23 protein-coding genes and 1 pseudogene are annotated in these 26,270 nt (G+C 74.1%); 12 read left to right on the top strand and 12 right to left on the bottom strand.

What is annotated here, in order from left to right; translation table 11 throughout:
* Positions 1-33 precede the first annotated feature (33 nt).
* The gene (locus ACPFP2_RS12885; RefSeq protein ID WP_424089248.1) at positions 34-795 is read left to right on the top strand and encodes a phosphatase PAP2 family protein; all 762 of its coding nucleotides are present in this window, start codon (positions 34-36) and stop codon (positions 793-795) included.
* Between the two features lie 34 nt (positions 796-829).
* Here ACPFP2_RS12885 and ACPFP2_RS12880 read toward each other — a convergent pair whose 3' ends face one another.
* From ACPFP2_RS12880 to ACPFP2_RS12855, 6 genes are all read right to left on the bottom strand, one after another.
* Positions 830-2,008, bottom strand: a complete 1,179-nt coding sequence (locus ACPFP2_RS12880; protein ID WP_424089246.1) for a MarP family serine protease — start codon at positions 2,006-2,008, stop codon at positions 830-832.
* A 58-nt stretch (positions 2,009-2,066) separates the two neighbouring features.
* Positions 2,067-2,765, bottom strand: coding sequence for an NUDIX hydrolase (locus ACPFP2_RS12875; RefSeq protein WP_424089244.1), 699 nt, complete (start codon positions 2,763-2,765; stop codon positions 2,067-2,069).
* A gap of 85 nt (positions 2,766-2,850) precedes the next feature.
* Complete coding sequence (locus ACPFP2_RS12870; RefSeq protein WP_424089242.1) at positions 2,851-3,522, bottom strand: TlpA family protein disulfide reductase; 672 nt, start codon at positions 3,520-3,522, stop codon at positions 2,851-2,853.
* Entirely contained in the window at positions 3,519-4,307 is a 789-nt protein-coding gene (gene nth / locus ACPFP2_RS12865) for an endonuclease III (RefSeq protein ID WP_424089240.1), read from the bottom strand. Before nth ends, ACPFP2_RS12870 begins: the two co-directional genes overlap by 4 nt.
* Before the next feature lie 80 nt (positions 4,308-4,387).
* Positions 4,388-5,551: a CapA family protein gene (locus tag ACPFP2_RS12860; RefSeq protein WP_424089238.1), complete on the bottom strand. Its 1,164-nt coding sequence runs from the start codon at positions 5,549-5,551 to the stop codon at positions 4,388-4,390.
* A 56-nt stretch (positions 5,552-5,607) separates the two neighbouring features.
* Entirely contained in the window at positions 5,608-6,273 is a 666-nt protein-coding gene (locus tag ACPFP2_RS12855) for an adenosylcobinamide amidohydrolase (RefSeq protein ID WP_424089236.1), read from the bottom strand.
* A gap of 223 nt (positions 6,274-6,496) precedes the next feature.
* On the opposite strand from ACPFP2_RS12855, the gene ACPFP2_RS12850 reads away from it, so the two are divergent.
* The 10 genes from ACPFP2_RS12850 to ACPFP2_RS12805 all read left to right on the top strand — a co-directional run bounded on the left by ACPFP2_RS12850 (position 6,497) and on the right by ACPFP2_RS12805 (position 18,934).
* Complete coding sequence (locus ACPFP2_RS12850; RefSeq protein WP_088976469.1) at positions 6,497-7,174, top strand: Crp/Fnr family transcriptional regulator; 678 nt, start codon at positions 6,497-6,499, stop codon at positions 7,172-7,174.
* 294 nt (positions 7,175-7,468) lie between these two features.
* The gene (locus tag ACPFP2_RS12845) at positions 7,469-8,212 is read left to right on the top strand and encodes a metallophosphoesterase family protein (RefSeq protein WP_424089233.1); all 744 of its coding nucleotides are present in this window, start codon (positions 7,469-7,471) and stop codon (positions 8,210-8,212) included.
* A gap of 275 nt (positions 8,213-8,487) precedes the next feature.
* Positions 8,488-9,165 (top strand): TetR/AcrR family transcriptional regulator, encoded by a 678-nt coding sequence (locus tag ACPFP2_RS12840; RefSeq protein ID WP_424089231.1) that lies wholly within the window; start codon positions 8,488-8,490, stop codon positions 9,163-9,165.
* A 40-nt stretch (positions 9,166-9,205) separates the two neighbouring features.
* Positions 9,206-10,009: a TIGR03084 family metal-binding protein gene (locus ACPFP2_RS12835; protein ID WP_424089229.1), complete on the top strand. Its 804-nt coding sequence runs from the start codon at positions 9,206-9,208 to the stop codon at positions 10,007-10,009.
* Positions 10,010-10,074: 65 nt separating this feature from the next.
* Positions 10,075-11,730, top strand: a complete 1,656-nt coding sequence (locus tag ACPFP2_RS12830) for an acyclic terpene utilization AtuA family protein (RefSeq protein ID WP_424089326.1) — start codon at positions 10,075-10,077, stop codon at positions 11,728-11,730.
* Positions 11,727-12,917: an acyl-CoA dehydrogenase family protein gene (locus ACPFP2_RS12825; RefSeq protein WP_424089227.1), complete on the top strand. Its 1,191-nt coding sequence runs from the start codon at positions 11,727-11,729 to the stop codon at positions 12,915-12,917. The genes ACPFP2_RS12830 and ACPFP2_RS12825 overlap by 4 nt, the downstream gene beginning before the upstream one ends.
* On the top strand, positions 12,914-14,515 hold the full coding sequence (locus tag ACPFP2_RS12820; protein WP_424089225.1) for an acyl-CoA carboxylase subunit beta: 1,602 nt from the start codon (positions 12,914-12,916) through the stop codon (positions 14,513-14,515). Before ACPFP2_RS12825 ends, ACPFP2_RS12820 begins: the two co-directional genes overlap by 4 nt.
* A gap of 11 nt (positions 14,516-14,526) precedes the next feature.
* A complete protein-coding gene (locus ACPFP2_RS12815) occupies positions 14,527-16,608 on the top strand; it encodes an acetyl/propionyl/methylcrotonyl-CoA carboxylase subunit alpha (protein WP_424089224.1) in 2,082 nt (693 codons plus the stop codon).
* Positions 16,605-17,768 (top strand): acyl-CoA dehydrogenase family protein, encoded by a 1,164-nt coding sequence (locus tag ACPFP2_RS12810; protein ID WP_424089222.1) that lies wholly within the window; start codon positions 16,605-16,607, stop codon positions 17,766-17,768. The genes ACPFP2_RS12815 and ACPFP2_RS12810 overlap by 4 nt, the downstream gene beginning before the upstream one ends.
* A 176-nt stretch (positions 17,769-17,944) precedes the next feature.
* The gene (locus tag ACPFP2_RS12805; RefSeq protein ID WP_424089220.1) at positions 17,945-18,934 is read left to right on the top strand and encodes a hypothetical protein; all 990 of its coding nucleotides are present in this window, start codon (positions 17,945-17,947) and stop codon (positions 18,932-18,934) included.
* A 60-nt stretch (positions 18,935-18,994) separates the two neighbouring features.
* Here the strand turns inward: ACPFP2_RS12805 and ACPFP2_RS12800 are convergent, their stop codons facing one another.
* The 4 genes from ACPFP2_RS12800 to ACPFP2_RS12785 all read right to left on the bottom strand — a co-directional run bounded on the left by ACPFP2_RS12800 (position 18,995) and on the right by ACPFP2_RS12785 (position 23,582).
* Positions 18,995-20,035 carry a hypothetical protein gene (locus tag ACPFP2_RS12800; protein WP_424089218.1) on the bottom strand — a complete coding sequence of 347 codons (1,041 nt, stop codon included), beginning with the start codon at positions 20,033-20,035 and terminating at the stop codon, positions 18,995-18,997.
* Positions 20,032-20,970 carry a transporter substrate-binding domain-containing protein gene (locus ACPFP2_RS12795; protein WP_424089216.1) on the bottom strand — a complete coding sequence of 313 codons (939 nt, stop codon included), beginning with the start codon at positions 20,968-20,970 and terminating at the stop codon, positions 20,032-20,034. Before ACPFP2_RS12795 ends, ACPFP2_RS12800 begins: the two co-directional genes overlap by 4 nt.
* Before the next feature lie 138 nt (positions 20,971-21,108).
* Positions 21,109-22,911, bottom strand: a complete 1,803-nt coding sequence (locus ACPFP2_RS12790; protein WP_424089214.1) for an alpha/beta hydrolase — start codon at positions 22,909-22,911, stop codon at positions 21,109-21,111.
* A 194-nt stretch (positions 22,912-23,105) separates the two neighbouring features.
* On the bottom strand, positions 23,106-23,582 hold the full coding sequence (locus ACPFP2_RS12785; protein WP_424089212.1) for a hypothetical protein: 477 nt from the start codon (positions 23,580-23,582) through the stop codon (positions 23,106-23,108).
* A 115-nt stretch (positions 23,583-23,697) separates the two neighbouring features.
* On the opposite strand from ACPFP2_RS12785, the gene ACPFP2_RS12780 reads away from it, so the two are divergent.
* Entirely contained in the window at positions 23,698-24,024 is a 327-nt protein-coding gene (locus ACPFP2_RS12780) for a hypothetical protein (protein WP_424089210.1), read from the top strand.
* Here the strand turns inward: ACPFP2_RS12780 and ACPFP2_RS12775 are convergent.
* The gene (locus tag ACPFP2_RS12775) at positions 24,011-25,555 is read right to left on the bottom strand and encodes a serine/threonine-protein kinase (RefSeq protein WP_424089208.1); all 1,545 of its coding nucleotides are present in this window, start codon (positions 25,553-25,555) and stop codon (positions 24,011-24,013) included. The genes ACPFP2_RS12780 and ACPFP2_RS12775 overlap by 14 nt on opposite strands.
* Positions 25,556-25,741: 186 nt before the next feature.
* Positions 25,742-26,140: pseudogene (locus tag ACPFP2_RS12770) on the bottom strand (hypothetical protein); the annotation flags it as partial.
* Positions 26,141-26,270: the final 130 nt, after the last annotated feature.

Genomic DNA, 26,270 nt, shown 5'->3' with positions numbered 1-26,270 from the left:
TGAACCGGGGTCGTACCGGGTATGGGGCCACCCATGGACTCCCGCGTCCCGGTTCGACCACCGGCCCGCTCCTGGCGGGGCCGCCGCCTCGACCGGGACGGTACGCGGGGTCTGCGGCTGAGCCTGGCCGCGTCGGCGGCGTTCCTGGTGCTGATGCCGTTCACGCTGCTCGCCGTGCTGGTGGCCGGGGCCTGGCCGCCGCTGCACGACCTGGACGCGGCGGTCACCGACACCATGTACCGGTACGCGGTGGAGCACCCGACGTGGACCCGGACGATGAACCTCTGGACCGACGTCTTCGGCCCCGGGCCGCTGCGGATCGCCGCGCTGGCCCTGGTGATCTGGCTGTGGGCGCGGGACGCCCGGCGGCTGGCGCTCTGGGTGGTCGCCACGATGGCGGTCGGCGGACTGCTCAGCGCGCTGCTGAAGCTGCTTGTCGGGCGGAACCGGCCGGACCTGCTCGACCCGGTGGCCGACGCGGTGGGTTACGCGTTCCCGTCCGGGCACGCGGTGAACGCCACCCTGGCGGCCGGGGTGCTGCTGGTGGTGTACCTGCCGTACACCCGGGGCCGGCCGGGAGCCCGGACGGCGCTCTGGGCGGTCGCGCTCGTCCTCGCCGGGTTGACCGGGCTGAGCCGGGTCGCGCTGGGCGTGCACTGGACGAGCGACGTGTTCGCCGGCTGGCTGCTCGGGGTGGCGGTGGTGGCGGCCACCTCCGCCGCGTTCGTCGTCTGGCGGGCGCCGGGGGCCACCCCGTCGGGCGGGGACGGGGCCGCCGCCCGGCCGGGCCGCTGACCCCGGCCGCGTCCACCGGGCCGGCACGGCGGGGTCAGGTGCAGTCGCCGGTGCCCACCCCACGGGTACGCTCCGCGCCGGCCAGCGCCACCGGCCGCGCCTCGGCGGCGGTCACCGCGAAACCGGTGTTCGGGTCGTCCGCGGCGGCCGCGAAGATCACCCCCAGCACCAGGCCGTTCGAGGAGACCAGCGGCCCGCCGGAGTTGCCGCTGCGCACCAGCGCCCGGATCGTGTAGATCTCCCGGGTGACGTCCCCGGAGGAGTAGATGTCCGGCCCGGTGATCCGGTCGACGTCGCGGACCCGGGCCGGACGGGCGTCGTACGGGCCGTCGAGCGGGAAGCCGAGCACGATCGCGTCGGCGCCGGTGCCGGCCTGGCCGGCGGCGAAGCGCAGCGACGGGCCGGGCAGCCCCGGCACGTGCAGCACGGCCAGGTCGCGGTCCGGGTCGTAGACGACCACCTCGCCGTCGTACCGCTCGCCGCGCAGCTCGACGGCGACGGAGCGGGTGCCGGCGACCACGTGCGCGTTGGTCATCACCCGGTCGTCGGCGTACACGAAGCCGGAGCCCTCGATGCGGCGCGAGCAGCTCGGCGCGGACCCGAGCACCTTGACCACCGAACGCTGGCTGTTCGCCACCACCTGCGAGCCGGCGAGCGCCGGGTCGGGCGGGGAGACCTGCCGCGCGTTGGTACGGCCCAGCCCGTTGAAGACCTCCGGGAAGCCGTTGGTGTCCACCGTGTCGCGCAGCGCGGTGGAGAGCTCCTGCGCCTGGTCCGGCAGCACCCGGTCCACGACGGTCAGCAACGCGCTGTTCTTGACCGAGGCGGCCAGCCAGGGCAGCGAGGAGGAGCCGAGCGGGACGGCGACCAGCCAGGCCACCAGCATCACCGCGAAGAGCGACACGAACGCCCCGCCGACGTCGTCCGCCTTCTTCGCCACGTCGTTGGTGATCGTCCTGCGCAGGTGCGAGCCGAGCCAGCCGGCCAGCGCCTGCCCGAGCACCGCCAGCCCGAAGACCGCGACCAGGGAGATCAGGACCCGGGTGCCGCTGTCGACGAACTGCCGGGCGAACAACGGTCCCACCTGGAGCCCGAGCAGCGCGCCCAGGAAGAACCCGGAGAGCGACAGCGCTCCGATGGCGAAGCCCTGACGGTATCCGCTGATCGCGAACACGAGCATGAGCAGGAGCAGAACGAGATCCACGACGGACACGGGTCAAGGGTACGGGCACCCGGCCCGCCGGGGGCGCTCCGCATGCGGAACGTGACGGTCAGGTCAGCGGGCCGGCCATCTCGTCGACCTCGTCGGTGCCGGCCGAGGGGGCCGGGGCGGCTCCGGTGGGCGGCAGGTCCAGCACCCGGTCCCGGGGCCACGGCCGGGCCCAGCCCCCCATCTCCAGCAGGGTGGCGAGCACCCCGGCGGTGAACCCCCAGACCAGCATGCCCCGGACGGAGAAGGCCGGACCGATCCAGCCGCTGGGGTGGCGTACCCGCATCCGGTTCTCCGGGTCGACCAGTTCCGCGACCGGCAGCCGGGCGACGTGCGCGACCTCGGCCGGTTCCCGCGGGTGCACCGGGTGCGGGGTGTGCCACCAGGCCAGCACCGGGGTGACCACGAAGTCGCTGACCGGGATCCAGAGCCGGGGCAGTTCGGCGAGGACGGTGACACTGGACGGGTCGAGGCCGACCTCCTCGTTCGCCTCCCGCAGGGCGGTGGCCGGCGCGTCGGCGTCCTCCGGGTCGGCCGCGCCGCCCGGGAAGGCCGGCTGGCCGGCGTGGTTGCGCAGCGTGAAGGCGCGCTGGAGGACCAGCACGTCCGGCCCGACGCCCGGCTCCTCGCCGAGCAGCACCAGCACCGCGCTCTCCCGGCCGCCCTCCTCGGGGGTGGTGAGCCGGGTGAAGTCCTCGGCGCGGGCGGTGCCGAGCCGGCCGAGCAGCGGGTCGATCCAGGTGGGCGGGCGGCGGGTCATCGGCGCACCTCCGGACCCGAGCCGGCGGCCCGTGGTCCCTGCGACGCCCGGTCCGCGGCACCCCGCGCGGCGGTGCTCGTGCCGCTCACGCCGGCACCGCCAGGCCGAGGTGCCGCTGCACCAGCGCGGCGAGGCGGGCGTCGTCGAGGGCCCCGCTGGCGTCGACGTGGACCACCCGGCCCTCGGCGTCGACCAGCAGGGTGAGCGGGAGGGCGTTGCGCCCCAACTCCCGTTGCAGCGCCTCACCCTGGTCGAACAGGACGGGGAAGCGGATGCCGAAGTCCTCGCCGATCGACTGGGCGGCGGTACGGGTGTCCCGGCTGTTGACGCCGAGCACCTGGAGCCGGCCCGCCGCCCGCTCACTGAGGCGCTGGAAGGCCGGGAGCTCCTTGCGGCACGGCGGGCACCAGGAGGCCCAGAGGTTCACCACGGCGGGGCCGCGCACGTCGCGCAGGGCCACCGGCGCGCCGCCGGTGAAGCAGTTGAGGGTCAGCTCGGGCAGGAGCGGTCCACCGGCGGTCGGGGTCGGCGCGGCGGCGGACGCGGTCGGGGCGGGGCCGGACGCGGACCCGGACGACCCCGCCGGCGCGGCGGAGCCGGACGGGCCCGGGGCGCGGGTCAACGCGGCGCAGTCGGCGAACGGCGACGGACGTTCCGCCCGCCCGGCCGAGGTGGTCTGCCGCTCCGGCCCGGTGGCGGTGCAGCCGGCCACGGCCAGCAGCACCGGGACGAGCAGCGCGGCGAGTCGCCGGTTCACGGCGCCTCCGCGACGACGGCCTGCTGCGGCACCAGCTCCGGGTCGAGGCCGGCGGCGGCCGCCAGGTCCCGGGCGCGGGGGCCCTTGAGCAGCTTCGCGGCGGCGGCCGGCTCGACCGGCCCGGTGCCGTACGACGGGCAGGGCTTCGCCAGGGTGCAGGCGCCGCAGGCCGGCTTTCGGGCGTGGCAGACGCGCCGGCCGTGGAAGATGATCCGGTGCGAGAGCATGGTCCACTCCCGCTTCGGGAAGAGCGCCCCGATCTCGTGCTCGATCTTCACCGGGTCGGTCTGGGCGGTGAGCCGCCAGCGCTGCACCAGCCGCTGGAAGTGGGTGTCGACGGTGATCCCGGGGACGTCGAAGGCGTTGCCGAGGATGACGTTGGCGGTCTTGCGGCCGATCCCGGGCAGGGTCACCAGGTCGGCCAGCCGGCCGGGGACCCGGCCGTCGTACCGTTCGACCAGTGCCTGACCGAGCTTGATCAGGGAGTCGGTCTTGTTGCGGTAGAAGCCGGTCGGCCGGATCAGCTCCTCCAGCTCCGCCCGGTCGGCCCCGGCGTAGTCGGCGGCGTCGCGGTAGCGGGCGAAGAGCTTCGGGGTGACCTCGTTGACCTTCTTGTCGGTGCACTGCGCCGAGAGGATCGTGGCGACGGCCAGCTCCAGGGCGTCGGAGTGGTCGAGTTCACAGTGCGCGTCGGGGTGCGCCTCGGTCAGCGCCCGGCCGATCCGCCGGGCGCGCCGGGTGCGGCCGAGGTCGGTCTCGGCCCGTACGGGGGAGCTGATGGTCACGCCGGCCAGCCTACGTCGCCGGTACGACCACCCGCCGGGCCCACGCCCGCCGTTCCGGCTCGCGGTGCGGCCGCGGCCGGTCAGTCGGCCTGCGGGGCGCTGATCTTCCCGTCGGCGTCGAAGCGCGCGCCGGTGCGCGGGAAGTCGCTGCGGCTGAGCTGCTTGATCAGGCCGAGGCCCTGGTCGGCCGAGTCCATCGTCGGCTTGCCGACCGAGTTCATCCGGGTGGAGGTGAACGAGCCGCCGGCGAAGCTGCCGTCCGGCTTGAGCGACACCTTGAGCACACCGCCCCAGCCCAGTCGGCCGCTGGGGTTCAGCGACCGGCCGCCGCCGGCGAAGTTGCCGAGGCTGTACGCGATCAGCCGGCCCTGGTGGAACTCCATCCCGCGCAGCACGTGCGGGCCGTGCCCGACGACCAAATCCGCGCCGGCCTCGATCACGGCGTGGGAGAACTTCACCGGGTCGCCCCGGTTCTCGCCGTAGAACAACTCGGTGCCGGGTCTCACCCGGGTCTTGTCGGCGCCCTCGGCGCCCATGTGCACCTGCACGACGACGATGTCGGCCATGGTGGCGGCCTTCTCCACGACCGCCGTCGCGGCGTCGATGTCGGTCAGGCTGTTCGACCACGGGTACGACGAGAAGCCGGCCACCGCCACCTTGACGCCCTTGACCTCGACGACGGTGATCTGGTCCGGCGCGCCGGTGTGCTTCAGGCCCTGCGCCTCCAGCGCCTTCCGGGTGTTCTCGTAGCCCTGCGGCCCGTAGTCGTACCCGTGGTTGTTGGCCTGGTTGAGCAGCTCGAAGCCGGCGTCCTTGAGGTGCGCGGCGTAGCTGGACGGGGCCCGGAACTGGTAGCAGGCGGTGGAGTTCGCGCCGCACTTGCCGCTGCCGGTGTCCTCGGTCAGCGGCTCCTCCAGGTTGCCCATCACCAGGTCGGCGTCGAGCGCGTCGGAGATCTCGTCGAAGAAGCCCTTGCCGCCGTTCGCCGGGAGCCGGGAGGGGGCGTTGCCCATGATGATGTCGCCGGTCGCGGAGAGCGAGATCGCCTCGTCCGTCGTGCCGTCCTGGGCCGCGCTGCCGTCCGACGGGACGGGCGACCCGCTCGTGCCTGCACCGCCGCCCGGCTGCCAGACCGCGACGTCCTCCTCGGATCCGTTGCAGCCGGTGGCGAGGAGCACGGCGAGGAGCGTGCCGGCGGCGAGCGCGGCACGACGGCGGACCCTGGGGGGCGCGGAAGCGGACATCGCTGGCGACCCTACCCGCAGCTCGACAGCGCGACGACGGCCGATCGGACGGAATGTCACTCGGCCGCCCGCCGGTCGGACCACGGCACGCACGGCACGGCGCCGCCGTCGCGGACGGCGGCGTGCACCGCCCGGGCCAGCGGCGCGCCCCAGGTGGAGCGCGGCCCGCCGTAGGGCTCCGCCGGCCCGTCGGCGGGGCAGAGCACGGTCACCGAGTCGGTGGGCGTACCGGTGCCGGCCAGGCCCAGGTCCCGGATCGCCTGCGTCTTCGCCTCGGTCGCGGTGGCGACGGCGTTGACCAGGGCGGCGTCGCCGAGCGCCGCCGGGACGTACACCACGATGTTGACCGTGCCCACCCGCTGGGCCGGTGTCGCCGGGGCCGGCGCGGCGGCCTGGACGGGCGTGCCCAGCCCGACCGTCGCCCAGACCCGGACGCCGGTGTCGACCCGGTGCACCACCTCGGCGACGTCCACCCCGGTGAGCAGGCCGACCCCGGGCCCGTCGAGGCCGAGCCGGTCGGCGAGGGCGGCCAGGTGCTCCGCCGGGTCGTCCCGGTGGTACGACATCGGCACGGTCGCGTTCACGATCCAGTTCCGTACGCCGATCCCGCCGCCGAGCGGGCCGGAGCTGACCGCCCGCAGCGGGGCCGCGGCACGCCACACCAGCAGCGGGATGTCCCACCCGTCCTCGGGTCGGGTGGTCAGGTCGGGCTCGCTCAGCACGTCGGTCACCCTACGGCCCGCCGTGGCGACCAACGGTGACCACCCGGGGGCCGGACGCGGGATCCTAGCCCCTCATCAGGGCGGGAAGGTTACGCCCAACGATCAAGTTTCCAGGGGTGCACCTCTGATTCGTGCTCACGTGCACTTAGACTTGGCGGCGCGCGAGGGATAAGCGGACGGCGGACCCGGCCGACGGACGGCGACGCGCAACCGGAGGTGCGCGATGGACGAGGTACTGGCCCGCAGCGGGATCTTCCAGGGTGTCGACCCGGAGGCTGCCGAGGCGCTCGCCAAGGAGATGGAGACGATCGACGTCCGCAAGGGCGAGGTCGTGTTCAACGAGGGCGAGCCCGGCGACAGTCTCTACATCCTCCTGTCAGGCAAGATCAAGGTGGGGCGTCGGGCGGCCGACGGCCGGCAGAACCTGATCGCCGTGATGGGCCCGTCGGACATGGTCGGTGAGCTGTCGCTCTTCGACCCCGGCCCGCGTACGGCGACGGCCACCGCGGTGACCGACACCCGACTGGTACGGCTGCGCAAGCAGGCGCTGCGGCCCTGGCTGAACAACCGGCCCGAGATCGCCGAGCAGCTGCTGCGGGTGCTGGCCCGCCGGCTGCGCCGGACCAACGACTCGCTGGCCGACCTGATCTTCACGGACGTGCCGGGCCGGGTCGCCAAGAACCTGCTCCAGATGGCCGGCCGCTTCGGCACCCGCGACGGCGGCGTCCTGCGGGTGACCCACGACCTGACCCAGGAGGAGATCGCCCAGCTCGTCGGCGCCTCCCGGGAGACGGTCAACAAGGCGCTGGCCGACTTCGCCTCGCGGGGCTGGCTGCGGCTGGACGGCAAGAGCATCATCATCCTCGACCCGGAGCGCCTCGCCCGCCGCGCGCGGGTCTGACGCCCCACCCGGCCGGGTCACCCCGGCCACCGGCTCATCCCGGCCCGGACCGCCTCGCGGTCCGGGCCGGTCGCGGTCCGGGCCGGTCGCGGTCCGGGCCGGTCGCGGTCCGGGCCGGTCGCGGTCCGGGCCGGTCGCGGTCCGGGCCGGTCGCGGTCCGGGCCGGTCGCGGTCCGGGCCGGTCGCGGTCCGGGCCGGTCGCGCCACCACGCCGCGGCTGCTGCTCGTCCCCGGCTCGATCTGCCCGGCGCAGAATCACTGGACGCCCGCGCACGGCACGCCCACGCTGTGCTGATGGTCGAACGTGTCGCCGTACTCTCCGACGTCCACGGGGCGCTGCCCGCGCTGGAGGCCGTCCTGGCCGAGCCGGACGTGGCCGCCGCCGACCTGATCGTGCTCACCGGCGACGTCGCGGCCGGCCCGCAGCCGGTCGAGGTGCTGGACCTGCTCGTCTCGCTCGGCGACCGGGTCCGCTGGGTACGCGGCAACGCCGACCGGGAACTGGTCGGGGCGCGCGCCGGCCGGCCCTCGCCGATCGCGGTGTCCAACTGGGCGGCCTCCCAGCTCCGGGACGACCACCTGGCCCTCCTCGCCGCGCTGCCGCTGACGCTCACCCTGCCGGTCGCCGGCCTCGGCGACGTGCTCTTCTGCCACGCCACCCCACGCGACGACGAGGAGGTCGTGCTGGTCGACTCACGGCCGGAACGCTGGTCCGAGGTGTTCGCGGGGCTGCCGGCCGAGGTCCGCACCGTGGTCTGCGGGCACACGCACATGCCGTTCACCCGACTGGTGGACCGTCGCCTGGTGGTCAACCCGGGCAGCGTCGGCATGCCGTACGGCGGGCCGGGGGCGTACTGGGCGCTGCTCGGGCCGGGGGTGCAGCTGCGGCGCACCGGGTTCGACGTGGACGCGGCGTGCGCCCGGGTGGCCGCCGGGTCGGACTTCCCGGAGGCCGCCGACTGGGCCGACGAGTACCTGCGCTCCCGGCACGGCGACCTGGACGCGCTGGCCGCCTTCGGCCCCCGCGACGGCCGCTGAACCGCCCAATCCGGGGTCGGGGCGGCCGGTGCGCCGCCGGCAGCCGGTACCTCTCGGGCACGCTACGGACTTGATGGCGTTGGTGAATCGCCCGTGGTGATTCATTGATGCGATCAGGTCTGTAGCGTCCGCACAGCCCACCCCGCCCCTACCGGCGCCCCGTCCAGGCTCCGTCCGGCGACCCGTCCCCGCCCCGGCACCACCGCGACCGGAGCCGACCCACCCAAAAAAAAGTCAGTCTTGACTGTTTGTTTCGCGGGGAGCACGCTGTCCCCGTGCCCACCGCATCGACCCGCGTCCCTCAGCAGGAGCGCAGCCGCGCCACCCAGACCCGGCTGCTGGAGGCGACCGTCGACTGCCTGGTCGAACATGGCTGGTCCGGCACCACCACCACGGTCGTCGCGGCCCGGGCCGGTGTCTCGCGCGGGGCGCAACTGCACCACTACCCGACCAAGGCGGCCCTGGTCACCGCCGCCGTGGTCCACCTCGCGGACCGGCGCGCGGCGGAGCTGCGCGGCGAGGCGGAGGCCCTGCCCGCCGGCCCGCAGCGGCTCGACCGGGTGATCGACCTGCTCGGCGCCGCCTTCACCGGGCCGCTCTTCGTCGCCGCCCTCGAACTCTGGGTGGCCGCCCGCACCGACCCCGAACTCCGCGACGCCCTGGTGCCGCTGGAGGCCCGGATCGGCCGGGAGATGCACCGGCTCACCGTCGCGCTGCTCGGGGTCGACGAACGTCGTCCCGGCGTACGGGAGGCCGTGCAGGCCACCCTCGACCTGCTGCGCGGGCTGGGCGTGGCCAACCTGCTCAGCGACGACTCGGCCCGCCGCACCGCCCTGCTGCACACCTGGAAGCGCCAGCTCGCCACCCTGCTCACTCCCGACCCGGGCCCGCCCGACCGGCACCCACCGGCGGCGGAGTCCCCACCCGGAGAGCCCGCGCACGACAGGCCCTGACCCGCCCACCCTGACCGGCACCGATCCGCCCGGAGGCACCATGGTCGACCTGACAGCACTGCTCGCGGATCTGGCCGCCGAGTCCGAGCAGCTCGACGCGCTCGTCGCGGCGCTGCCGCCGGCGGCGTGGGACCGACCGACACCGGCCCCCGGGTGGACGGTCGCCCACCAGATCGCCCACCTGGCCTGGACCGACCACGTGGCGCACCTGGCCGCCACCGACGCCGACGCCTTCTACGCCTCGATCGCCTCGGCACCGGACCCGGGGCGGCTGGTCGACGACGGGGCGGAGCAGTTCCTGGCCCCGCCCGGCGACCTGCTCGCCCGATGGCGGGCCGGTCGCGCCGCGCTCGCCGGCACCCTCGCCGCCGTGCCGGCAGGTCGGAAGCTGCCCTGGTACGGGACCAGCATGTCGGCCACCTCGATGGCCACCGCCCGCATCATGGAGACCTGGGCGCACGGCGAGGACGTCGCCGACGCGCTCGGCGTCACCCGTACCCCGACCGACCGGTTGCGGCACGTCGCGTACCTCGGCTTCCGTACCCTCGGGCACAGCTTCGCCGCACACGGCCGTGCGGTGCCGACGGCACCGGTCCGGGTCGAGCTGACCGCGCCCGACGGAGGCACCTGGGCCCTGGGGCCGGCGGACGCGGCTGATCGGGTGACCGGCCCGGCGCTCGACTTCTGCCTGCTGGTCACCCAACGCCGGCACCGCGCCGACCTGGCCCTCGTCGCCGCCGGCCCGACGGCCGACGCCTGGCTGGACGTGGCGCAGGCGTTCGCCGGGCCGCCCGGCGCGGGCCGGGCACCCGGCGCCGGCCGCGAGGCGGGAGCGCCGGCGTGACCGGCGTGCTGCGGGTCGGCAACGCCTCCGGCTTCTACGGCGACCGCTCCGCCGCCTGGCGGGAGATGCTCGACGGCGGCGAGTTGGACGTGCTCACCGGCGACTACCTGGCCGAGCTGACCATGCTGATCCTCGGCCGGGACCGGATGCGCGATTCCTCCCTCGGGTACGCGAAGACCTTCCTGCGCCAGCTCGAAGGCTGCCTCGGCACCGCGCTCGACCGGGGCGTGAAGATCGTGACCAACGCCGGCGGCCTGAACCCGGCCGGCCTGGCCGCCGCGCTCGGCGCGCTCGCCGACCGGCTCGGCCTCACCGTGCGGATCGGGTACGTCGAGGGCGACGCCCTGGCCCGCCCGGACGCGCTCACCGCCAACGCGTACCTGGGGGCGTTCGGGATCGCGGCCTGCCTCGACCGTGGGGCGGACGTCGTGGTCACCGGGCGGGTCACCGACGCCTCCCTCGTCGTCGGCCCGGCCGTCGCCCACTTCGGGTGGGGGCGCGACGACCTCGACGCGCTGGCCGGGGCGACCGTCGCCGGGCATCTGGTCGAGTGCGGCGCGCAGGTCACCGGCGGCAACTTCAGCTTCTTCACCGAACTGCCCGACGGCGGACACCGGCCCGGCTTCCCGATCGCGGAGCTGCACCCGGACGGCTCGTCGGTGCTCACCAAGCACCCCGGCACGGGCGGCGCGGTCACCGTCGAGACGGTCACCGCCCAACTGCTCTACGAGGTGGCCGGGCCCGGGTACCTCGGGCCGGACGTGGTGACCCGGCTGGACACGGTGCGGTTGCGCCAGGACGGCCCGGACCGGGTACGCGTCACCGGGGTCCGGGGCACGCCCCCGCCGCCCACCCTGAAGGTCGGCGTGAACAACCTGGGCGGCTTCCGCAACTCGATGACGTTCGTCCTCTGCGGGCTGGACATCCCCGCCAAGGCGGCCCTGGTCCGGGGCCAGCTCGAGGAGGCCGTGGGCGCCGAGGGGCTGGAGTTCACCCTGGCCCGTACCGACCACCCGGACGCCGCCGACACGGAGGCGGCGAGCGCGCTGCTGCACGTACACCTGCGTGACGGTGACAGGACGCGGGCCGGTCGGGCCTTCTCGGCGGCGGCGGTGGAACTGGCCCTGGCCTCCTACCCGGGCTGCACGCTGACCACCCTGCCCGGCGACGCCACCCCGTACGGCGTGTTCACCGCCGATACCGTGCCCCAGGGTGCCGTCGCGCACGTCGCCGTCCTGCCCGGCGGTGAGCGGGTGTCGATCGCCCCGCCGGCCCGCACGGCGCCCCTCCCGCCCGACCCGACCGCGCCCGACCCGACCCGCGACGCCGACCCGACCCGGGACGCCGGCCCGACCCGGCGTGGGCCGCTCGGTGAGCTGGTCGGGGCCCGCTCGGGGGACAAGGGCGGCGACGCCAACCTCGGCGTCTGGGCGCGCACCGACGCGACCTGGGCCTGGCTGCGCGACTGGCTGACCGTCGAACGGCTGGCCGCGCTGCTGCCGAAGACCGCGCCGCTGGCCGTGGAGCGGTACGAGCTGCCGAACCTGCGGGCGGTCAACTTCGTGATCCGTGGACTGCTCGGGCAGGGGGTGGCCGCCTCCACCCGGTTCGACCCGCAGGCCAAGGCGCTCGGTGAACTGCTCCGCTCCCGCCTCGTCGACCTGCCCACCGACCTGCCCGCCGGGCGGCCCGGGAGCGCCCCAGGAGAGGACCTGACGTGACCATCGTGGACACTCCGGAACGGCGGCAGCTCCGCGAGCTCACCCGGTCCTTCGTCACCCGCGAGGTGCTGCCGCACCTGGACGACTGGGAACGCGCCGGTGAGGTCCCCCGGTCGCTGCACGCCACCGCCGCGAAGATCGGCCTGCTCGGCATCGGCTTCCCCGAGTCGGTCGGCGGCAGCGGCGGCGACCTGCTCGACTCGATCGTCGTCACCGAGGAGATCATCCGGTCCGGTGGCTCGTCCGGGCTGATCGCGGCGCTCTTCACGCACGGCATCGCGCTGCCGCACATGGTCGCCGCGGCCGGCGCCCGCACCGGCGGCAGCCTCGGTGGCCCGGGCGGCGGCGACCCGGCCGGCAACCACCTCGTCGACCGGTACGTCCGCCCCACCCTGGCCGGCTCCATGATCGGAGCGCTGGCGATCACCGAACCGGACGGTGGCTCGGACGTCGCGGCGATCCGCACCACCGCCGTACGCGACGGCGACCACTACGTGGTGAACGGGTCGAAGACCTACATCACCAGCGGGATCCGCGCCGACTTCGTGACCACCGCGGTCTGCACCGACTTCCCCGGCAGCGGCTCGCTCAGCCTCCTGGTGATCGACAAGGACACGCCCGGCTTCACGGTCGGGCGGCGGCTGGAGAAGCTGGGCTGGCACTGCTCCGACACCGCCGAGCTGTCCTTCGTCGACGTACGGGTGCCGGTGGCGAACCGGGTCGGCGAGGAGGACACCGGCTTCCTGGCGATCATGCAGAACTTCGCCGCCGAACGGCTCTCGCTGGCCACGCAGGCGTACGCGACCGCGCAGCGCTGCGTCGAGCTGGCCACCCGCTGGTGCCGGGACCGGTCCACGTTCGGCCGACCGCTGGCGAGTCGTCAGCTCGTCCGGCACCGGCTGGCCGAGCTGCACACCCGCGCCGAGGCGGCCCGGGCGTACGTGCACGACGTGGCGGCCCGGGTGGCCGCGGGCGAACCGGTGGTCACCGAGGTGGCGATGGCGAAGAACGTCGCGGTGGCCGCCTGCGACCACGTGGTGGACGCGGCGCTGCAACTGCACGGCGGCTTCGGCTACCTGCGGGACGCGGAGGTGGAACGGCACTACCGCGATGCCCGGATCCTCGGCATCGGCGGTGGCACCACCGAGATCATGAACGAGATCATCGCGAAGGGCATGGGGCTGTGACCACACTCGACAGCGCGATCGACCCGTCCTCGCCGGCGTACCGGGCCAACCGGGAGGCCCTGCTGGAACGCCTCGCCGAACTGGACGCCACCCTCGACCGGGCCCGCGCCGGAGGCGGGGAGAAGTACGTGGCCCGGCACCACGGACGCGGCAAGTTGCTGCCCCGGGAGCGGATCGAGCTGCTGCTCGACCAGGACAGCCCGTTCCTGGAGCTGTCGCCGGTCGCGGCGTACGGCACCGACTTCCCGGTCGGGGCCAGCGTGGTCACCGGCATCGGGGTGGTCGAGGGCGTCGAGTGCCTGGTCGTCGCCAACGACCCGACGGTACGCGGCGGCGCGGTCAACCCGTGGTCGCTGGCGAAGACCCGGCGGGCCGGTGAGATCGCCCTGGCCAACCGGCTGCCGATGGTCAACCTGGTCGAGTCGGCCGGGGCGGACCTGCCCACCCAGGCGGAGATCTTCATCCCCGGCGGTCGGGTGTTCCGCGACCTGACCCGGCTCTCCGCGGCGAGGATCCCCACGGTCGCGGTGGTCTTCGGCAACGCCACCGCCGGCGGCGCGTACGTGCCGGGGATGTCGGACTTCACCATCATGATCCGGGACCGGTCGCAGGTCTACCTGGCCGGTCCGCCGCTGGTGAAGATGGCCACCGGCGAGGTCACCGACGACGAGTCGCTGGGCGGCGCGGCGATGCACGCCACGAAGTCCGGCCTCGCGGACTTCCTCGCCGCCGACGAACGGGACGGCATCCGGCTGGCCCGGCAGTGCGTACGCCGGCTCAACTGGCGCAAGCAGGGGCCGCCGCCGCGCAACCGGATCCCGCTGCCCCCGAAGTACGACCCGGAGGAGCTGCTCGGCATCGCCAGCGCCGACCTGAAGGTGCCGTTCGACCCGCGCGAGGTGCTGGCCCGGGTGCTGGACGGCAGCGAGTTCGACGAGTTCAAGCCGGGCTACGGCAGCGCGCTGGTCACCGGCTGGGGCGAGCTGCACGGGTGGCCGGTCGGCGTGCTGGCCAACGCCCGGGGCGTGCTGTTCAGCGAGGAGGCGCAGAAGGCGGCCCAGTTCATCCAACTCGCCAACGCCGCCGACACCCCGCTGATCTTCCTGCAGAACACCACCGGCTACATGGTCGGCACCGAGTACGAACAGCGCGGCATCATCAAGCACGGCGCTTTGATGATCAACGCGGTGGCGAACTCCACAGTGCCGCACCTGACGGTCAACCTGGGCGCCTCCTACGGGGCCGGCAACTACGGCATGTGCGGCCGGGCGTACGAGCCGAGGTTTCTGTTCACCTGGCCGAACGCGAAGTCGGCGGTGATGGGGCCGGCGCAGCTCGCCGGGGTGCTCTCCATCGTCGCCCGGCAGGCCGCCGCCGCCCGGGGCCGCTCCTTTGACGAGGAGTCCGACGCGGCCATGCGGATGATGGTGGAGCAGCAGATCGAGTCCCAGTCCGGGGCGCTATTCCTCTCCGGCCGGCTCTACGACGACGGGGTGATCGATCCCCGGGACACCCGTACCGTCCTCGGGCTCTGCCTGTCGGCGATCCACAACGGACCGGTGAAGGGCGCCGACGGCTTCGGCGTCTTCCGGATGTGAGGGGCGTGCCCATGATCACCCGACTGCTCGTGGCCAACCGGGGCGAGATCGCCCGCCGGGTCTTCGCCACCTGCCGCGCGCTCGGCGTCGAGACGGTCGCCGTGCACTCCGACGCCGACGCCGACGCGCCGTTCGTCGCCGAGGCCGACCAGGCCGTACGCCTGCCGGGGAACACCCCGGCCGAGACGTACCTGCGGGTCGACCTGGTCCTGGACGCGGCCCGCCGGACCGGCGCGGACGCGGTCCACCCCGGCTACGGCTTCCTCGCCGAGAACGCCGCGTTCGCCCGGGCGGTGACCGACGCCGGCCTGACCTGGGTCGGCCCGTCGGCCGAGGCGGTCGCCGCGATGGGCGACAAGATGAAGGCGAAGGCGCTGCTCGCCGAGGCGGGCGTGCCGATGCTGCCGACCTGGACCGACGACGACGAGATCACCGACTTCCCGGTGCTGGTCAAGGCGTCCGCCGGTGGCGGCGGGCGGGGCATGCGGGTGGTCCGCGACGCCGCCGGGCTCGCCGAGGCCGTCGCCTCCGCCCGGCGCGAGGCGGCCGGCGCGTTCGGCGACGGCACGGTCTTCGTCGAGCGGTACGTCGAACACGGCCGGCACGTCGAGGTGCAGATCGTCGGCGACACCCACGGCACGGTGGTGGCCCTCGGCGAACGGGACTGCTCGATCCAGCGCCGGCACCAGAAGATCGTCGAGGAGGCGCCCGCGGTGGTGCCGCCGGAGCTGCGGCGGCGGCTGCACGAGGCGGCGGTCGCCGCCGGTCGCGCCGTCGACTACGTGGGCGCCGGGACGGTGGAGTTCCTGCTCGCCCCGACCGGGGAGTTCTTCTTCCTGGAGATGAACACCCGGCTCCAGGTGGAGCATCCGGTCACCGAGGCGGTCACCGGGCTGGACCTGGTCCGGCTGCAACTGCTCGTCGCCGAGGGCGACCCGCTGCCGGTGCCGGCGACCCCGCCGGCCGAGGGCCACGCGATCGAGGTACGCCTCTGCGCCGAGGACCCGCGGCAGGGCTTCCGACCCGCCACCGGGCTCCTGCACCGGTTCACGGTGCCCGGGGTAACCGGCGAGTTCACCCCGACCCGGGGCCTGCGGCTCGACTCCGGGGTGGTGGACGGCTCGGTGGTGGGCGTGCACTACGACTCCATGCTCGCCAAGCTGGTCGCCTGGGCGCCCACCCGGGCGGAGGCGGCCCGGACGCTGGCCGCCGCGCTGGCCCGCGCCGAGGTGCACGGCGTCACCACCAACCGGGACCTGCTGGTGCGGGTGCTGCGCAGCCGGGAGTTCGGCGCGGCGGAGGTCGACACCGGTTTCCTGGACCGGCACGCCGAGGTCTTCGCCCCGCTGCTGCCGGCCGCGCTCGTGCCGGTGACCGCGCTGGCCGCCGCGCTGGCCTCGGCCGCCGGCCGCCGCGCCGGGGCCCGGGCGCTGGCCGGCCTGCCGTCGGGCTGGCGGAACGTGCCCGCGTTCCCGCAGGTCACCCGCTTCGCCACGCCGGACGGCGGGGAGGTCGAGGTCCGCTACCGGTTGGACCGGGCCGGTGGTCTCGCCGAGTGGTCCACCACCCTGCCCGGCGGCACGGCGGGCACCGGGCCGACGGACGCGGCAGCCGACGGCGATCCCACGGGCGGACCGGCCGGGGCGACACCGACGGTCGGCCTGGTCGAGGCCACCCCGGATCGGGTGGTGCTCGACGTGGACGGGGTGCGGCGGACGTTGCGCGTACACCGGGTGGGGTCGGAGGTCTTCGTGGACGGCCCGGACGGGGCGGCGGAGCTGGTCGAGCTGCCCCGGTTCCCGCTGCCCACCGCGGAGCTGGCCGCCGGGTCGCTGCTCGCGCCACTGCCCGGCGCGGTGACCCGGGTGCACGTCGAGGTCGGCCGGCGGGTCGCCGCCGGTGACCTGCTGCTGACCCTGGAAGCGATGAAGCTCGAACATCCCGTGCTCGCCCCGGCCGACGGCGTGGTCGCCGAACTGCCGGTGCCGGCCGGCGGTCAGGTCGACACCGGCGCCGTGCTGGCCGTCATCGACAGCACCACCTCGCCGCGCCGCGACCGGGAGCCGTCGAACCCCGAGGAGGACCCCCGATGAACTTCGACCTCACCCCCGAGCAGGACCAGCTCCGCGACGCCGTGCGGGCGCTGGGCCGACGGTACGGCCACGGCTACTTCGTGGCGAAGGCCAAGGCCGGCGAGCACACCACCGAACTGTGGGAGGAGGCCGGTCGGCTCGGCTACCTGGGCGTCAACATCCCCACCGAGTACGGCGGCGGGGGCGGCGGCATCACCGAGCTGGCCATCGTCTGCGAGGAGCTGGCCGCGGCCGGCTGCCCGCTGCTGCTGCTGGTCGTCTCCCCCGCCATCGCCGCCACGGTCATCGCCCGGCACGGCACCGAGGAACAGCGCAAGCGTCACCTGCCCGGCCTCGCCGACGGCTCCCGGAAGATCGTCTTCGCGATCACCGAGCCGGACGCCGGGTCGAACTTCCACCGCCTCGGCACGGTGGCCCGACGGGACGGCGACGACTGGCTGCTCACCGGCCGCAAGGTCTACATCTCGGGCGTCGACGAGGCACAGCACGTGCTGGTCGTGGCCCGCACCGAGGACGCCACAACCGGCAAGCTCAAGCCGGCCCTGTTCATCGTCCCCACCGACGCGCCCGGCCTCGAACGCGCCAAGCTGGACATGGAGATCCTCTCCCCGGAGAACCAGTTCCTGCTCTACCTGGACGACGTGCGGCTGCCCGCCGACGCGCTGGTCGGCGAGTCGCTGGACGCCGGCCTGCCGGCGCTCTTCGCCGGGCTCAACCCGGAGCGGATCACGGTGGCCGCGATGGGCGCGGGCACCGGCCGGTACGCCATCGAGCGCGCCAGCGAGTACACCGCCACCCGCAAGATCTGGGGCGGCCGGAGCATCGGCTCCCACCAGGGCGTGGCGCACCCCCTCGCGCACGCGGCGGTGCAGGTGGAACTCGCCCGACTGATGATCCACAAGGCGGCCACCCTGTACGACGAGGGCCGCGACCTGGAGGCCGGCATCTCCGGGAACATGGCCAAGTACGCCGCCGGCGAGGCCGCCGCGCTCGCCGTGGACACCGCCGTGCAGGCGCTCGGCGGGGCCGGCATGACCACCGAGTACGGCGTGGCCACCCTGCTCGGGGCGGTACGCGCCGGCCGGATCGCCCCGGTCAGCCGGGAGATGATCCTCAACTTCGTCGCCCAGCACGTCCTCGGTCAGGACAAGTCCTACTGAAGCCGGGCGCGGCACGCCCCTTGGTTCGTCGTCACCGGCCGGTCGAGCGCCTGTCCGGCCGACGGCGCAGGGATCGTCAGGCCGGGCCGTACCCGAAAAGGTGGCCGGACCGACACCGTGATCCACCGACTCCCCACTGTCACGATCAGTGACGACAGACCACAGGGGAGGGTGTCATGGACAGAAGGACGATGCTCCGGGGGATCGCCGGCGCGGCGGTGGCCGCCCCGACCGCCGGCGTGCTCGCGGCCACCCCGGCGCAGGCGGCCACCCACTACGTGATGGCGACCGAGCAGGCCAGCGGCCGGATCCTCCGGTTCGATCCCGATGCCTGGACCGACGGCACAGTGCTGTGGAAGGCGCCGAGCACCACCGGCACCTGGCGCAACCTCTCCGACGTCAAGCGGCGCAAGACCGCGAAGTGGGGCAGCGTGATGCTGGTGGCCTCCTCCGGCGAGGGGGACCACCTCGGGCGGGCCGCGATGATCGACGAGAGCGCCATCGGCTCGACCCGCACCGGTGGCATCGTCTGGCAGGCGACGGTGGACGGCAACCCGCACTCGATCGAGCGGATCGAGGGCAGGGGGGCGATCGTGGTGGCCACCTCGGAGGGGCCGACCGGCTCGTCCGATGGTGGTGGCCTGCACCTGTTCGTGCCGTCCGGCGACGGCGGCAAGCCGGGCACCCGGGCGGCGAAGTTCTACGGGTTCCCCGGCGCGCACGGCGTCGTCCACGACCCGAACGGCTTCGTCATCGCCGTGGGCACCGGTGAGGTGCGGCTGTACGCGATCACCGGCAACGCCGCCGGCACCCGGCTGTCCTACCGGACCCGGCTGACGTTCAGCGACGGCGCGGGACGGGCCGAGGTGGGGCACGACATCCTGCCCGACCATGCCGGCAGCGGCTACTTCTTCACCTCGTCGTACAACGTGCGCTCGTTGCAGCTGGTGCACGCCGGCAACAGCTGGCAGTTCACCTCCGCCCACGTGAGCGGGGCCGACCACGTCAAGGCGTACACCCGACTGCCGAACGGGGTGCGGACCTGGGTGATGCCGGGCTCCGGCGAGGGCCGGTGGAGCAGCACCATCCACTTCAGCTCCGGCAGCCACCGCACGAGCGGGGCGCGCTTCTATCGGGTCCGTTACCACACCACGTCCTTCGGCTGACCGGTGCCGCGCCCGGGTCGGCGGGGCGACGCCGGCCCCGGGCGCGTCGGACCGTACCGGTCAACGCACGACGCGGCAGGCGGCGTCGATCCGGTGCACCGGGCGCACCCGCCGGCCCATCCCCTCCAGCAGCGAGTCCTCGACGTGGAAGTCCCGCACCCGCAGCCGGTGCCGGGGCAGTTCCTCCTCGCTGGGGCAGAGCACCTGCGCCCGGACCTGGTCGACCGGCACGTAGCGGACGCCGCCGCGCTCCTGGAGCAGCACGACGTTGACGTCGTCGACGGTGACCACGTGCCCCCGGACGTCCTCGGTGACCCCGGGGACGGGCTCGACGGTGGTGACCGTCAGCGGCAGCACCGGGGTGCTGATCACCGGCAGCGCCGCCCAGACCAGCATCGCCAGCACGGCCGCCTCGGTGATCGACGCCAGCGGTCGGATCACCGCCGCCGGCAGCGGGCCGGTGACCCCAAGCGCCAGCAGCGGCGGCGCGACGAACAGCAGCAACGCCAGCAGTTCCCCCTGTCGTCCGGCCTCGACGAGAGTGGGGGCGAGCAGCCAGGCGTACCCGGCGTACAGGGCCACGAGCAGGAGCAGCCGCGGCACCCACTGCTCGTGCAGCCGCGCGGGGGTGAGCTGGAACGCGGCGACGAACGCCGGGATCAGCAGCGGCAGGTAGAGCAACTGCCAGGTGACCAGGGCGAGCAGGAAGCCGGCCAGCACGAACCAGGCCGGGACGATGTCCATCCAGCGGACGAAGAGCGGCCGGCGGACGCCGGCGGGCATCCGGTCCACGCTGACCCGGAGCACCGCGCCGAGCGCGAAGACGGCGACCAGGCCGGTGGAGAGCAGCCGGGCGGCCGTGGTGAGGAAGCCGGCCAGCAGGTTCACCGGGCCGACGTTCGCCACCAGCAGCAGCGTCGTCTGGAGTTCGCCGCCGGCCTCCACGCCGAGCCGCAGCACCGAGAAGATCGCCGGCACCCCGACCACGGCCGTCCAGAACGACTGGCTGGCGCGGGCCCGCCGCTCGGCGAGATCCGACCCGTCCCAGGACGCCGCGGCGGGGCCCACGCCGTCCGTGACGGGCACCGCCGGGGCGCTCACCGGGTGGGGGCCTTGTCGTCGAAGTCCACCAGCTTCGGTACGTCGAGCGGCTGCGGTTGCACCTTGGGCTGCTTCATCCACGGCCCGAGGGTCCGGTTGTACGCGGTCAGCCACGGGCTGCTGAGCCCCTGGCGGCCCTGCTGATAGCTCTTGTCGAGGAAGAAGGCGACCAGGTCGCGCAGGGCGGGGTCGCCGATCGGCACCCCGATGCCGAGCGTCTCGCTGGTGCCGAAGGGCATGTCGACGATCTCGAACTCGGTCGGGTACTGGGAGAGGAAACCGGCCAGGATCGTCTCGTCGGAGCTGACCGCGTCGTACCGGCCCTCGCGGATGCCCTTGACGCAGTCGCCGACCCGCTTCACCACCAGTGCTCTGACCTGGTGCTTCTCCAACTCCGCCTCGGTGGTGGAACCACCGCTGGTGCAGATCTTGTACTCCGGCCGGCGGAGGTCCTCGATGGTGCGGATCTTGTCCTTGAGCCGGTTCGGCACCATCACCTCCTGGGTGGTGACGAAGTACGGCCCGGCGAAGCTGACCAGTTTCTTGCGCTCCTCGGTCATCGAGAAGCTGGAGACGACCAGGTCCACCACCCCGCCCTGCAGGGCCGGGATGCGGTCCTCGGTGGCCAGCGAGACGAACTCGATCCGCTGGTCCCCCTCGTAGCCGAGGGACGAGGCGATGTACCGGGCGATCTCGACGTCGAACCCGGTGTAGGTGCCGTTGCGCAGCTCACCCATGAGCGGCTCGGTGGCGGCCACTCCGATCTTGATCCGGGGCTGGCCGTCGATGTGCGACTCGCGCAACTTGTCCAGCACCGAGGGGAGCGGCGGGTCGCGGCGGTTGTCGCACCCGGCGGCCGCCGCGAGGCTCAGGGTCAACGCCACCGCCAGCGTGGTGGCGACCGAACGGAGCCGGTGGGAGGGAAAGGCATTCATCGGCGACCTCGCTGACGGACACGGCCTGCGGGACACCGAGGGTAGCGGTCGGGGTCCACTTGCGTGGTCACCGGGGACCCTCCGATGAGGACCGGGGTACGACGGGCGACCCGAGCGCCCGTCGTACCCCGGCGTCCGTCAGCGGAGGGTGAGCGTGCCCACCGCCGGCAGCGGCGCGACGACCGGCGGGAGCCGCTTCGGCTCGCCCCGGGCCGGCGCGCCCTGGCGGGCCAGCGCGCTCTTCGGCGCGGCGGCCCGGGTCGTCTCGGACTCACCCGCCGGCTCCGTGAAGGGCTGCACGTCACCGGTGCAGACGGTGCCCTTCTTCGGCAGGGTGCCCTGGAGCAGGTACGCGTCCACCGCGCCGGTCACGCAGGCCGACGTTCCGTACGCGGTGTGACCCCAGCTGTCGCTGCTGAGCAGCCGGCTGTTCGGCAGCAGCTTCGACGAGCTGACCGCCGCGTCGTAGTTGGTGGCCGGGTCCCAGTAGTTGCCGACCACCAGGACCGGGGAGCTGGTCCTGCGGTTGAACGGACCGGTGAAGGCGTCCTTGTCCCGCACGGTCCAGGTGTCCCGCGCGCAGGGCGCCGTGGCCCAGGCCCAGGCCCGGCCGAAGTACGGGGCCCGCTTGTCCTCCGCGGCGCCCAGCGCCGGCCAGGCGCCCGCGTCCGTCGGGTGGTACGCGTCGGTGCAGTCCACCCCGAGGAACGTCTCCAGCCCGTTGTTGTACGGGAAGTCGAAGCGGCGCTGCTGGCGCGCCCGGTCGGCCCGCTCGGCGACGGCCTTGCGCGCCGCGCCGAAGCGGGCGGCGGTGCCCGACGACGGGTCGGTGAGCACCAGCAGGTCCGACGTCATGGCGTCGATGTCGGCCCAACCGTACGGGCTGTACAGGGCGCTGAGGCTGCCGCCGACGAAGTCGGCGTAGCTGACGGTGAAGCTGCCCAGGTCGGGATCGTCGATCACGACCGGCTTCTTGCGCAGCCGCTGGGCGACCAGCTCGTACGAGGCGACCGGGTCACCGGCGGCCAGCGAGCACTTCTCCGCGCCGGCCTTCTCGCACCGGTCCAGGATCTCGCGCAGCGCCTTGTACGCCCCGTCGGCGCTGCGCAGCCGCGTCTCCTGGAGCTGGTTGCGCGCCGCGCCCCGGCCGACCCAGGCGTTCGGGTCGAGCACGCCGTCGACGACGACGGCGCGGACCCGGTCGGGGAACATGTTGGCGTAGTACTGGCCGAGGGCGGTGCCGTAGCTGAAGCCGAGGTAGCTGAGCTTCTTGTCGCCGACCGCGCGGCGCAGCACGTCCATGTCGCGGGCGACCTCGGCGGTCGACATCGCGCCGGTGAGTGGCTTGCCGGTGGTGGAGCAGGCCCGGCCGACCGCCTGGGACGAGGCGACGTACGACTTCTCCTCGGCCTTGGTCCACGGGAAGGCCACGTTCAGCCCGGCGTACGCCCGGGTCTGGTCCTTCACCGACGGGAAGCACTTGACGTTCTCGCTGGCGGCGACGCCGCGCGGGTCGATGCCGACGACGTCGAAGCGGTCCAGCAGCTCGTCGGAGAGGAAGTACGGCGCGGCGAGCGCGATGTCGGTGCCGGAGCCGCCCGGGCCGCCCGGGTTGAGGAAGAGGCTGCCGATCCGGGCCTGCTGGTTGCGGGCCTTGACCCGGAGCAGGGCGATCTCGGTGGTGGCCCCCTTGGGCTTGTCGTAGTCCAAGGGCAGGTCGACGGTGGCGCACTCGGCGTAGCCGTAGCAGGCGTACCAGTCGAGCTTCGGCGTCGGCACGCGGTCGACCCGCCGGGCCTCGGTCGGGCTGGTGCGGTCCGGCACGGTGGGACGGCCCCAGCCGGTGCTTTCCGGTGACGCGGTTGCGGGCGCGACCACCGATCCGGCGAGGAAGAGGCCGGCGACTCCCGCCGCGGCCAGGGACCGGGTGATACGTGGCATGTGCTGCCTTCCGGTAAAGGACGGGGACTGTCGAGGACGAATCCTCGACCTCCGTCACTCTAGGGAGGACGGCCCATGAGGACGGCCCGGCGAAACGCCATCAAACGGTCTTTCTTGCCGACCGATGTAACGAAATTTTCATGGTCGACGCTATTCGCATTCTTCTCGCCGGCTGAGACACGCCTGCACGGTCGTCAACCGCGCCCGACCGCCTCGAACCAGTCGGGGGTCGGCTCGGTCGCCGGACCGTACATGTCCGACGACGGGGTGAACTCGTCGACGATCCGCCAACCCGCCCCGCTCTCCCGGGCGTACACGTAGACGTCGATCTCGCTGCTCGGCGCGCCGACGCCGTAGACGACGCCACCGTCCACGGTGGCCTCCCGCTTGGCGCAGACCGCGCCCGGGTTCGGCTCGGCGTCGCGGCAGTCACCGACGTACCGGTGGTCGCCCCGATAGGCGGCCCGCACCCAGGCCGCCATCGCCTGGGCGAAGGTCGTCCTCGACTGCGGGCCCACCGACGGGGACGGTGTCGACGGGGACGTCGGCGACAGGGCCAGGGCGGACGGCGTCGCCGCGCCGCCGGGGTCGGCCGAGGGCTGCTCCGTCCCGCACGCGCCGAGCACGCCCGACACCAGCAGTACGGCGACGATCCGGGTGATCCGCTGCACCGGCGTTCCTCTCCTCGTACGAGATGATCTTCACCGGTCATTGAACCGGACGGCGGCGGCTCACGACGTACCGGACGCGGGTTGACAGCCGGCGTCCGGTGGGGATGCTTGTCGGGTGGGGCGAATCCTCAGGCCGGACGCGCGGACCGTGGCGGTGCTCGCGGCGCTCGCGGCGCTCGCGGCGTTGGTGGTACTGCTGAGCTGGCACCCCGCCGGGATCCTGACAGTGGCGCTGGCGTTGCTCGTCGTCCTGCTCGCGACGGTCACCGGCACGGCGGTGGCCGCGCTGCGCGACCGCGACGCCCGGGCGGAGCACGGCGCGGTCCCGGCGGGCCAGCCGGACGCCCTGCTCGGCGGCATCGACGCGGACACCCTGGACGCGCTCGACAGCTCGGCGGTGCGCTCCCGCCTGGGCAGCCTGGGCGGGGTCAGCGACCGGTGAGGGTCGGCGCGAGCAACGCGTTCGCGCCCTTGCCCGCGAGGCAGCGGTAGGTGCGGTCGGCGCCCGTGCCGCTCGGCGGCAGGACCTCCAGGTTCCACCCCTGCGGGTAGCTGATCCCGCTGGTCAGCCGGAATGTGCGCGGGCTGCAGACCCGCTGGACGGCCGGATCGGCGACGATCTCCGCGTGCCCCGCCCCCACCAGCGCGGTGGGCAGTTCGCCCTGCACGTACGCCTCCCAGGTGTGCCGGCCGTCGCACGAGACCTGGGCCGCCTCGGCCCGGTCGCCGCGCAGCCGCACCGGCCCGAAGCACTCCAGCTCGGGGGCGCATCGGGCCCCCGCCGGCAGGGACGCCGCCGACGCCCCGGACAGGCAACCCGGCAGCGCGCCCCAGTTCCCGCCCGGCTCCGACGAGGCGCTGGCCACCGGCGTCGGGGTCGGCGCGACCACCGGCGGGGCGCCGCCGGCGACCCAGGCCCCGGCGCTCGCCGAGGCGGCCAGGGCGAGGACCCCGGCGCCACCGAGGAACCAGCGTCGCCGTCGCCGGCCGCCGCGCGACACCGCCGGCGGGGGGTCCTCCACCGGCGGCCGGGGCGGGCCCGACGGGTCCACGGTGTACGAACCGCCGGTGGTGTAGCCGCCGCCGGTGGAGCCGCCGGACAGGGGCGCGCCGCTCACCGGCGCCCCGCTCACCGGGGAGGGTGGCGGGTCCAGCGGCAATGCGACGAGCAGGTCCCGCAGCTCGATCGCCGACGGCCGCGCGCCGGGGTCGTTGGACATCCCGGCACGGAGCACGTCGACCAGTTCGGTCGGCACCCCGGGCAGCTCCGGGATCGGCTGGTTGAACATCTCCAGCACGGTGACCAGGCTCGGGTTGCGCTCCGACTGCCAGCGCGGCGGCCGACCGTTCATCACCGCGTAGAGGGTGGCGCAGAGGGCGTACACGTCGACGGCCGGCGAGGGCGGGCTGTGGCTGAACATCTCCGGCGGCGCGTACGCCGGGGTCAGCACCTCCAGGGTGACCGAGGCGTCGCGCACCTCGGCCAGCACGGCGAGCCCGAAGTCGGCCAGCACCGCCGGGTTGAAGTGCGAGAAGAGGATGTTCGCCGGCTTGACGTCGCGGTGCAGCACCCCGGCCGCGTGCGAGTGGGCGAGCGCATCGGCGATCTTGATGCCTAGATCGCGGGTCTCCGAGGCGCCCAGCGGCGAGGTACGCATCCGCTCGGCGTACGAGCCGTCGCAGAGTTCCATGATCAGATAGGGATGCTGGTCGACGGTGACCCCGACGTCGAAGAGGTCCACCACGTGCGGGTGGGACGACATCCTGCCGGCGGCACGCGCCTCCCGGAGGAACCGGGCCTGGTCCCGCTCGCTGGCCAGCGTCCGGTTCTCCACCTTGACGGCGACCTCGCGCCCCACCGAGATCTGGGTGGCCCGGTAGACGGTGGCGTACCCACCCCGGGCGAACACCCGCAGATCGGTCAGACCGGGCACGATGGGCAGCCGGAGGGCGCCGGGCGGGGTCTCGGTCACGGGTCGAAAATACCTGTTACGCCGGGACGCTCAGCGGACCGTACCGGCGGTGGACCCGGGACCCGCGGCGGCCGGGCCACCCTCCGCGTCGATGACCTGCGACTTCGCCCGGGGCTCGGGGCCATCGACGGTCAGCACGGCGGCCGGACCGTCGGCGCCCCCGGTCGTCGCGGGGCGATCCCCACCGGCCCGGCGGGCGTCCCAGCGCAGACCGAGCGCGGTGGCCACCGCACCGAGCCCCTCCCACAGGGCCACTCCGAAGAACCGGTCGGGCGCCACGTCGGCCAGCACGGTCAACGTGAAGACGGTGAAGGTGACCAGCCGGAAGACGACCGTGAAGCGGTAGAACGCCCGCCACTCCGTGGCGACCGCCAGCAGGTAGTAGACACCCATGTTGAACGAGGCCATCGAGGACGCGGTGAGGAACGTGCCGGTGTAGTCGCCGGCCGCCCGCCGGTCCGGCACCTCGAACCCGAGCATCCGCAACTGCACCTCGGGCCAGAGCAGCCCGAGCGCGCCGAGCAGCAGCGCCAGTACGCCGAAGACCGCGATGGTCCAGCCGGCGCCGGAACGCGGCAGCCTCATTTGTCCTCCCCATCCGCGAGCACCGCCGTGGGCGGCCTCCTGGAACCCACACGCTAGACCGGCACCCCGACCTCACACATCCCCGGAACCGCCAGACCTCCCCTACCGACCCCGACCCGGTCCCGGCTTG

Origin of the sequence: Micromonospora citrea, assembly GCF_049629545.1 — a bacterium.
Classification (GTDB): Bacteria; Actinomycetota; Actinomycetes; order Mycobacteriales; family Micromonosporaceae; genus Micromonospora; species Micromonospora citrea_A.
Note: the sequence above shows the minus strand (reverse complement) of the source record. Positions and strands in the feature narration are given on the sequence as shown.

What these genes read in the sequence shown, in the direction of transcription:
- ACPFP2_RS12810 (WP_424089222.1), top strand. Translation starts at nt 16,605, where the DNA reads ATGAACTTCGACCTCACCCCCGAGCAGGACCAGCTCCGCGACGCCGTG.
- ACPFP2_RS12815 (WP_424089224.1), top strand. Translation starts at nt 14,527, where the DNA reads ATGATCACCCGACTGCTCGTGGCCAACCGGGGCGAGATCGCCCGCCGG.
- ACPFP2_RS12795 (WP_424089216.1), bottom strand. Translation starts at nt 20,970, where the DNA reads ATGAATGCCTTTCCCTCCCACCGGCTCCGTTCGGTCGCCACCACGCTG.
- ACPFP2_RS12850 (WP_088976469.1), top strand. Translation starts at nt 6,497, where the DNA reads ATGGACGAGGTACTGGCCCGCAGCGGGATCTTCCAGGGTGTCGACCCG.
- ACPFP2_RS12835 (WP_424089229.1), top strand. Translation starts at nt 9,206, where the DNA reads ATGGTCGACCTGACAGCACTGCTCGCGGATCTGGCCGCCGAGTCCGAG.
- ACPFP2_RS12860 (WP_424089238.1), bottom strand. Translation starts at nt 5,551, where the DNA reads ATGTCCGCTTCCGCGCCCCCCAGGGTCCGCCGTCGTGCCGCGCTCGCC.
- ACPFP2_RS12845 (WP_424089233.1), top strand. Translation starts at nt 7,469, where the DNA reads ATGGTCGAACGTGTCGCCGTACTCTCCGACGTCCACGGGGCGCTGCCC.
- ACPFP2_RS12885 (WP_424089248.1), top strand. Translation starts at nt 34, where the DNA reads ATGGACTCCCGCGTCCCGGTTCGACCACCGGCCCGCTCCTGGCGGGGC.
- ACPFP2_RS12805 (WP_424089220.1), top strand. Translation starts at nt 17,945, where the DNA reads ATGGACAGAAGGACGATGCTCCGGGGGATCGCCGGCGCGGCGGTGGCC.
- ACPFP2_RS12875 (WP_424089244.1), bottom strand. Translation starts at nt 2,765, where the DNA reads ATGACCCGCCGCCCGCCCACCTGGATCGACCCGCTGCTCGGCCGGCTC.
- ACPFP2_RS12830 (WP_424089326.1), top strand. Translation starts at nt 10,075, where the DNA reads ATGCTCGACGGCGGCGAGTTGGACGTGCTCACCGGCGACTACCTGGCC.
- ACPFP2_RS12790 (WP_424089214.1), bottom strand. Translation starts at nt 22,911, where the DNA reads ATGCCACGTATCACCCGGTCCCTGGCCGCGGCGGGAGTCGCCGGCCTC.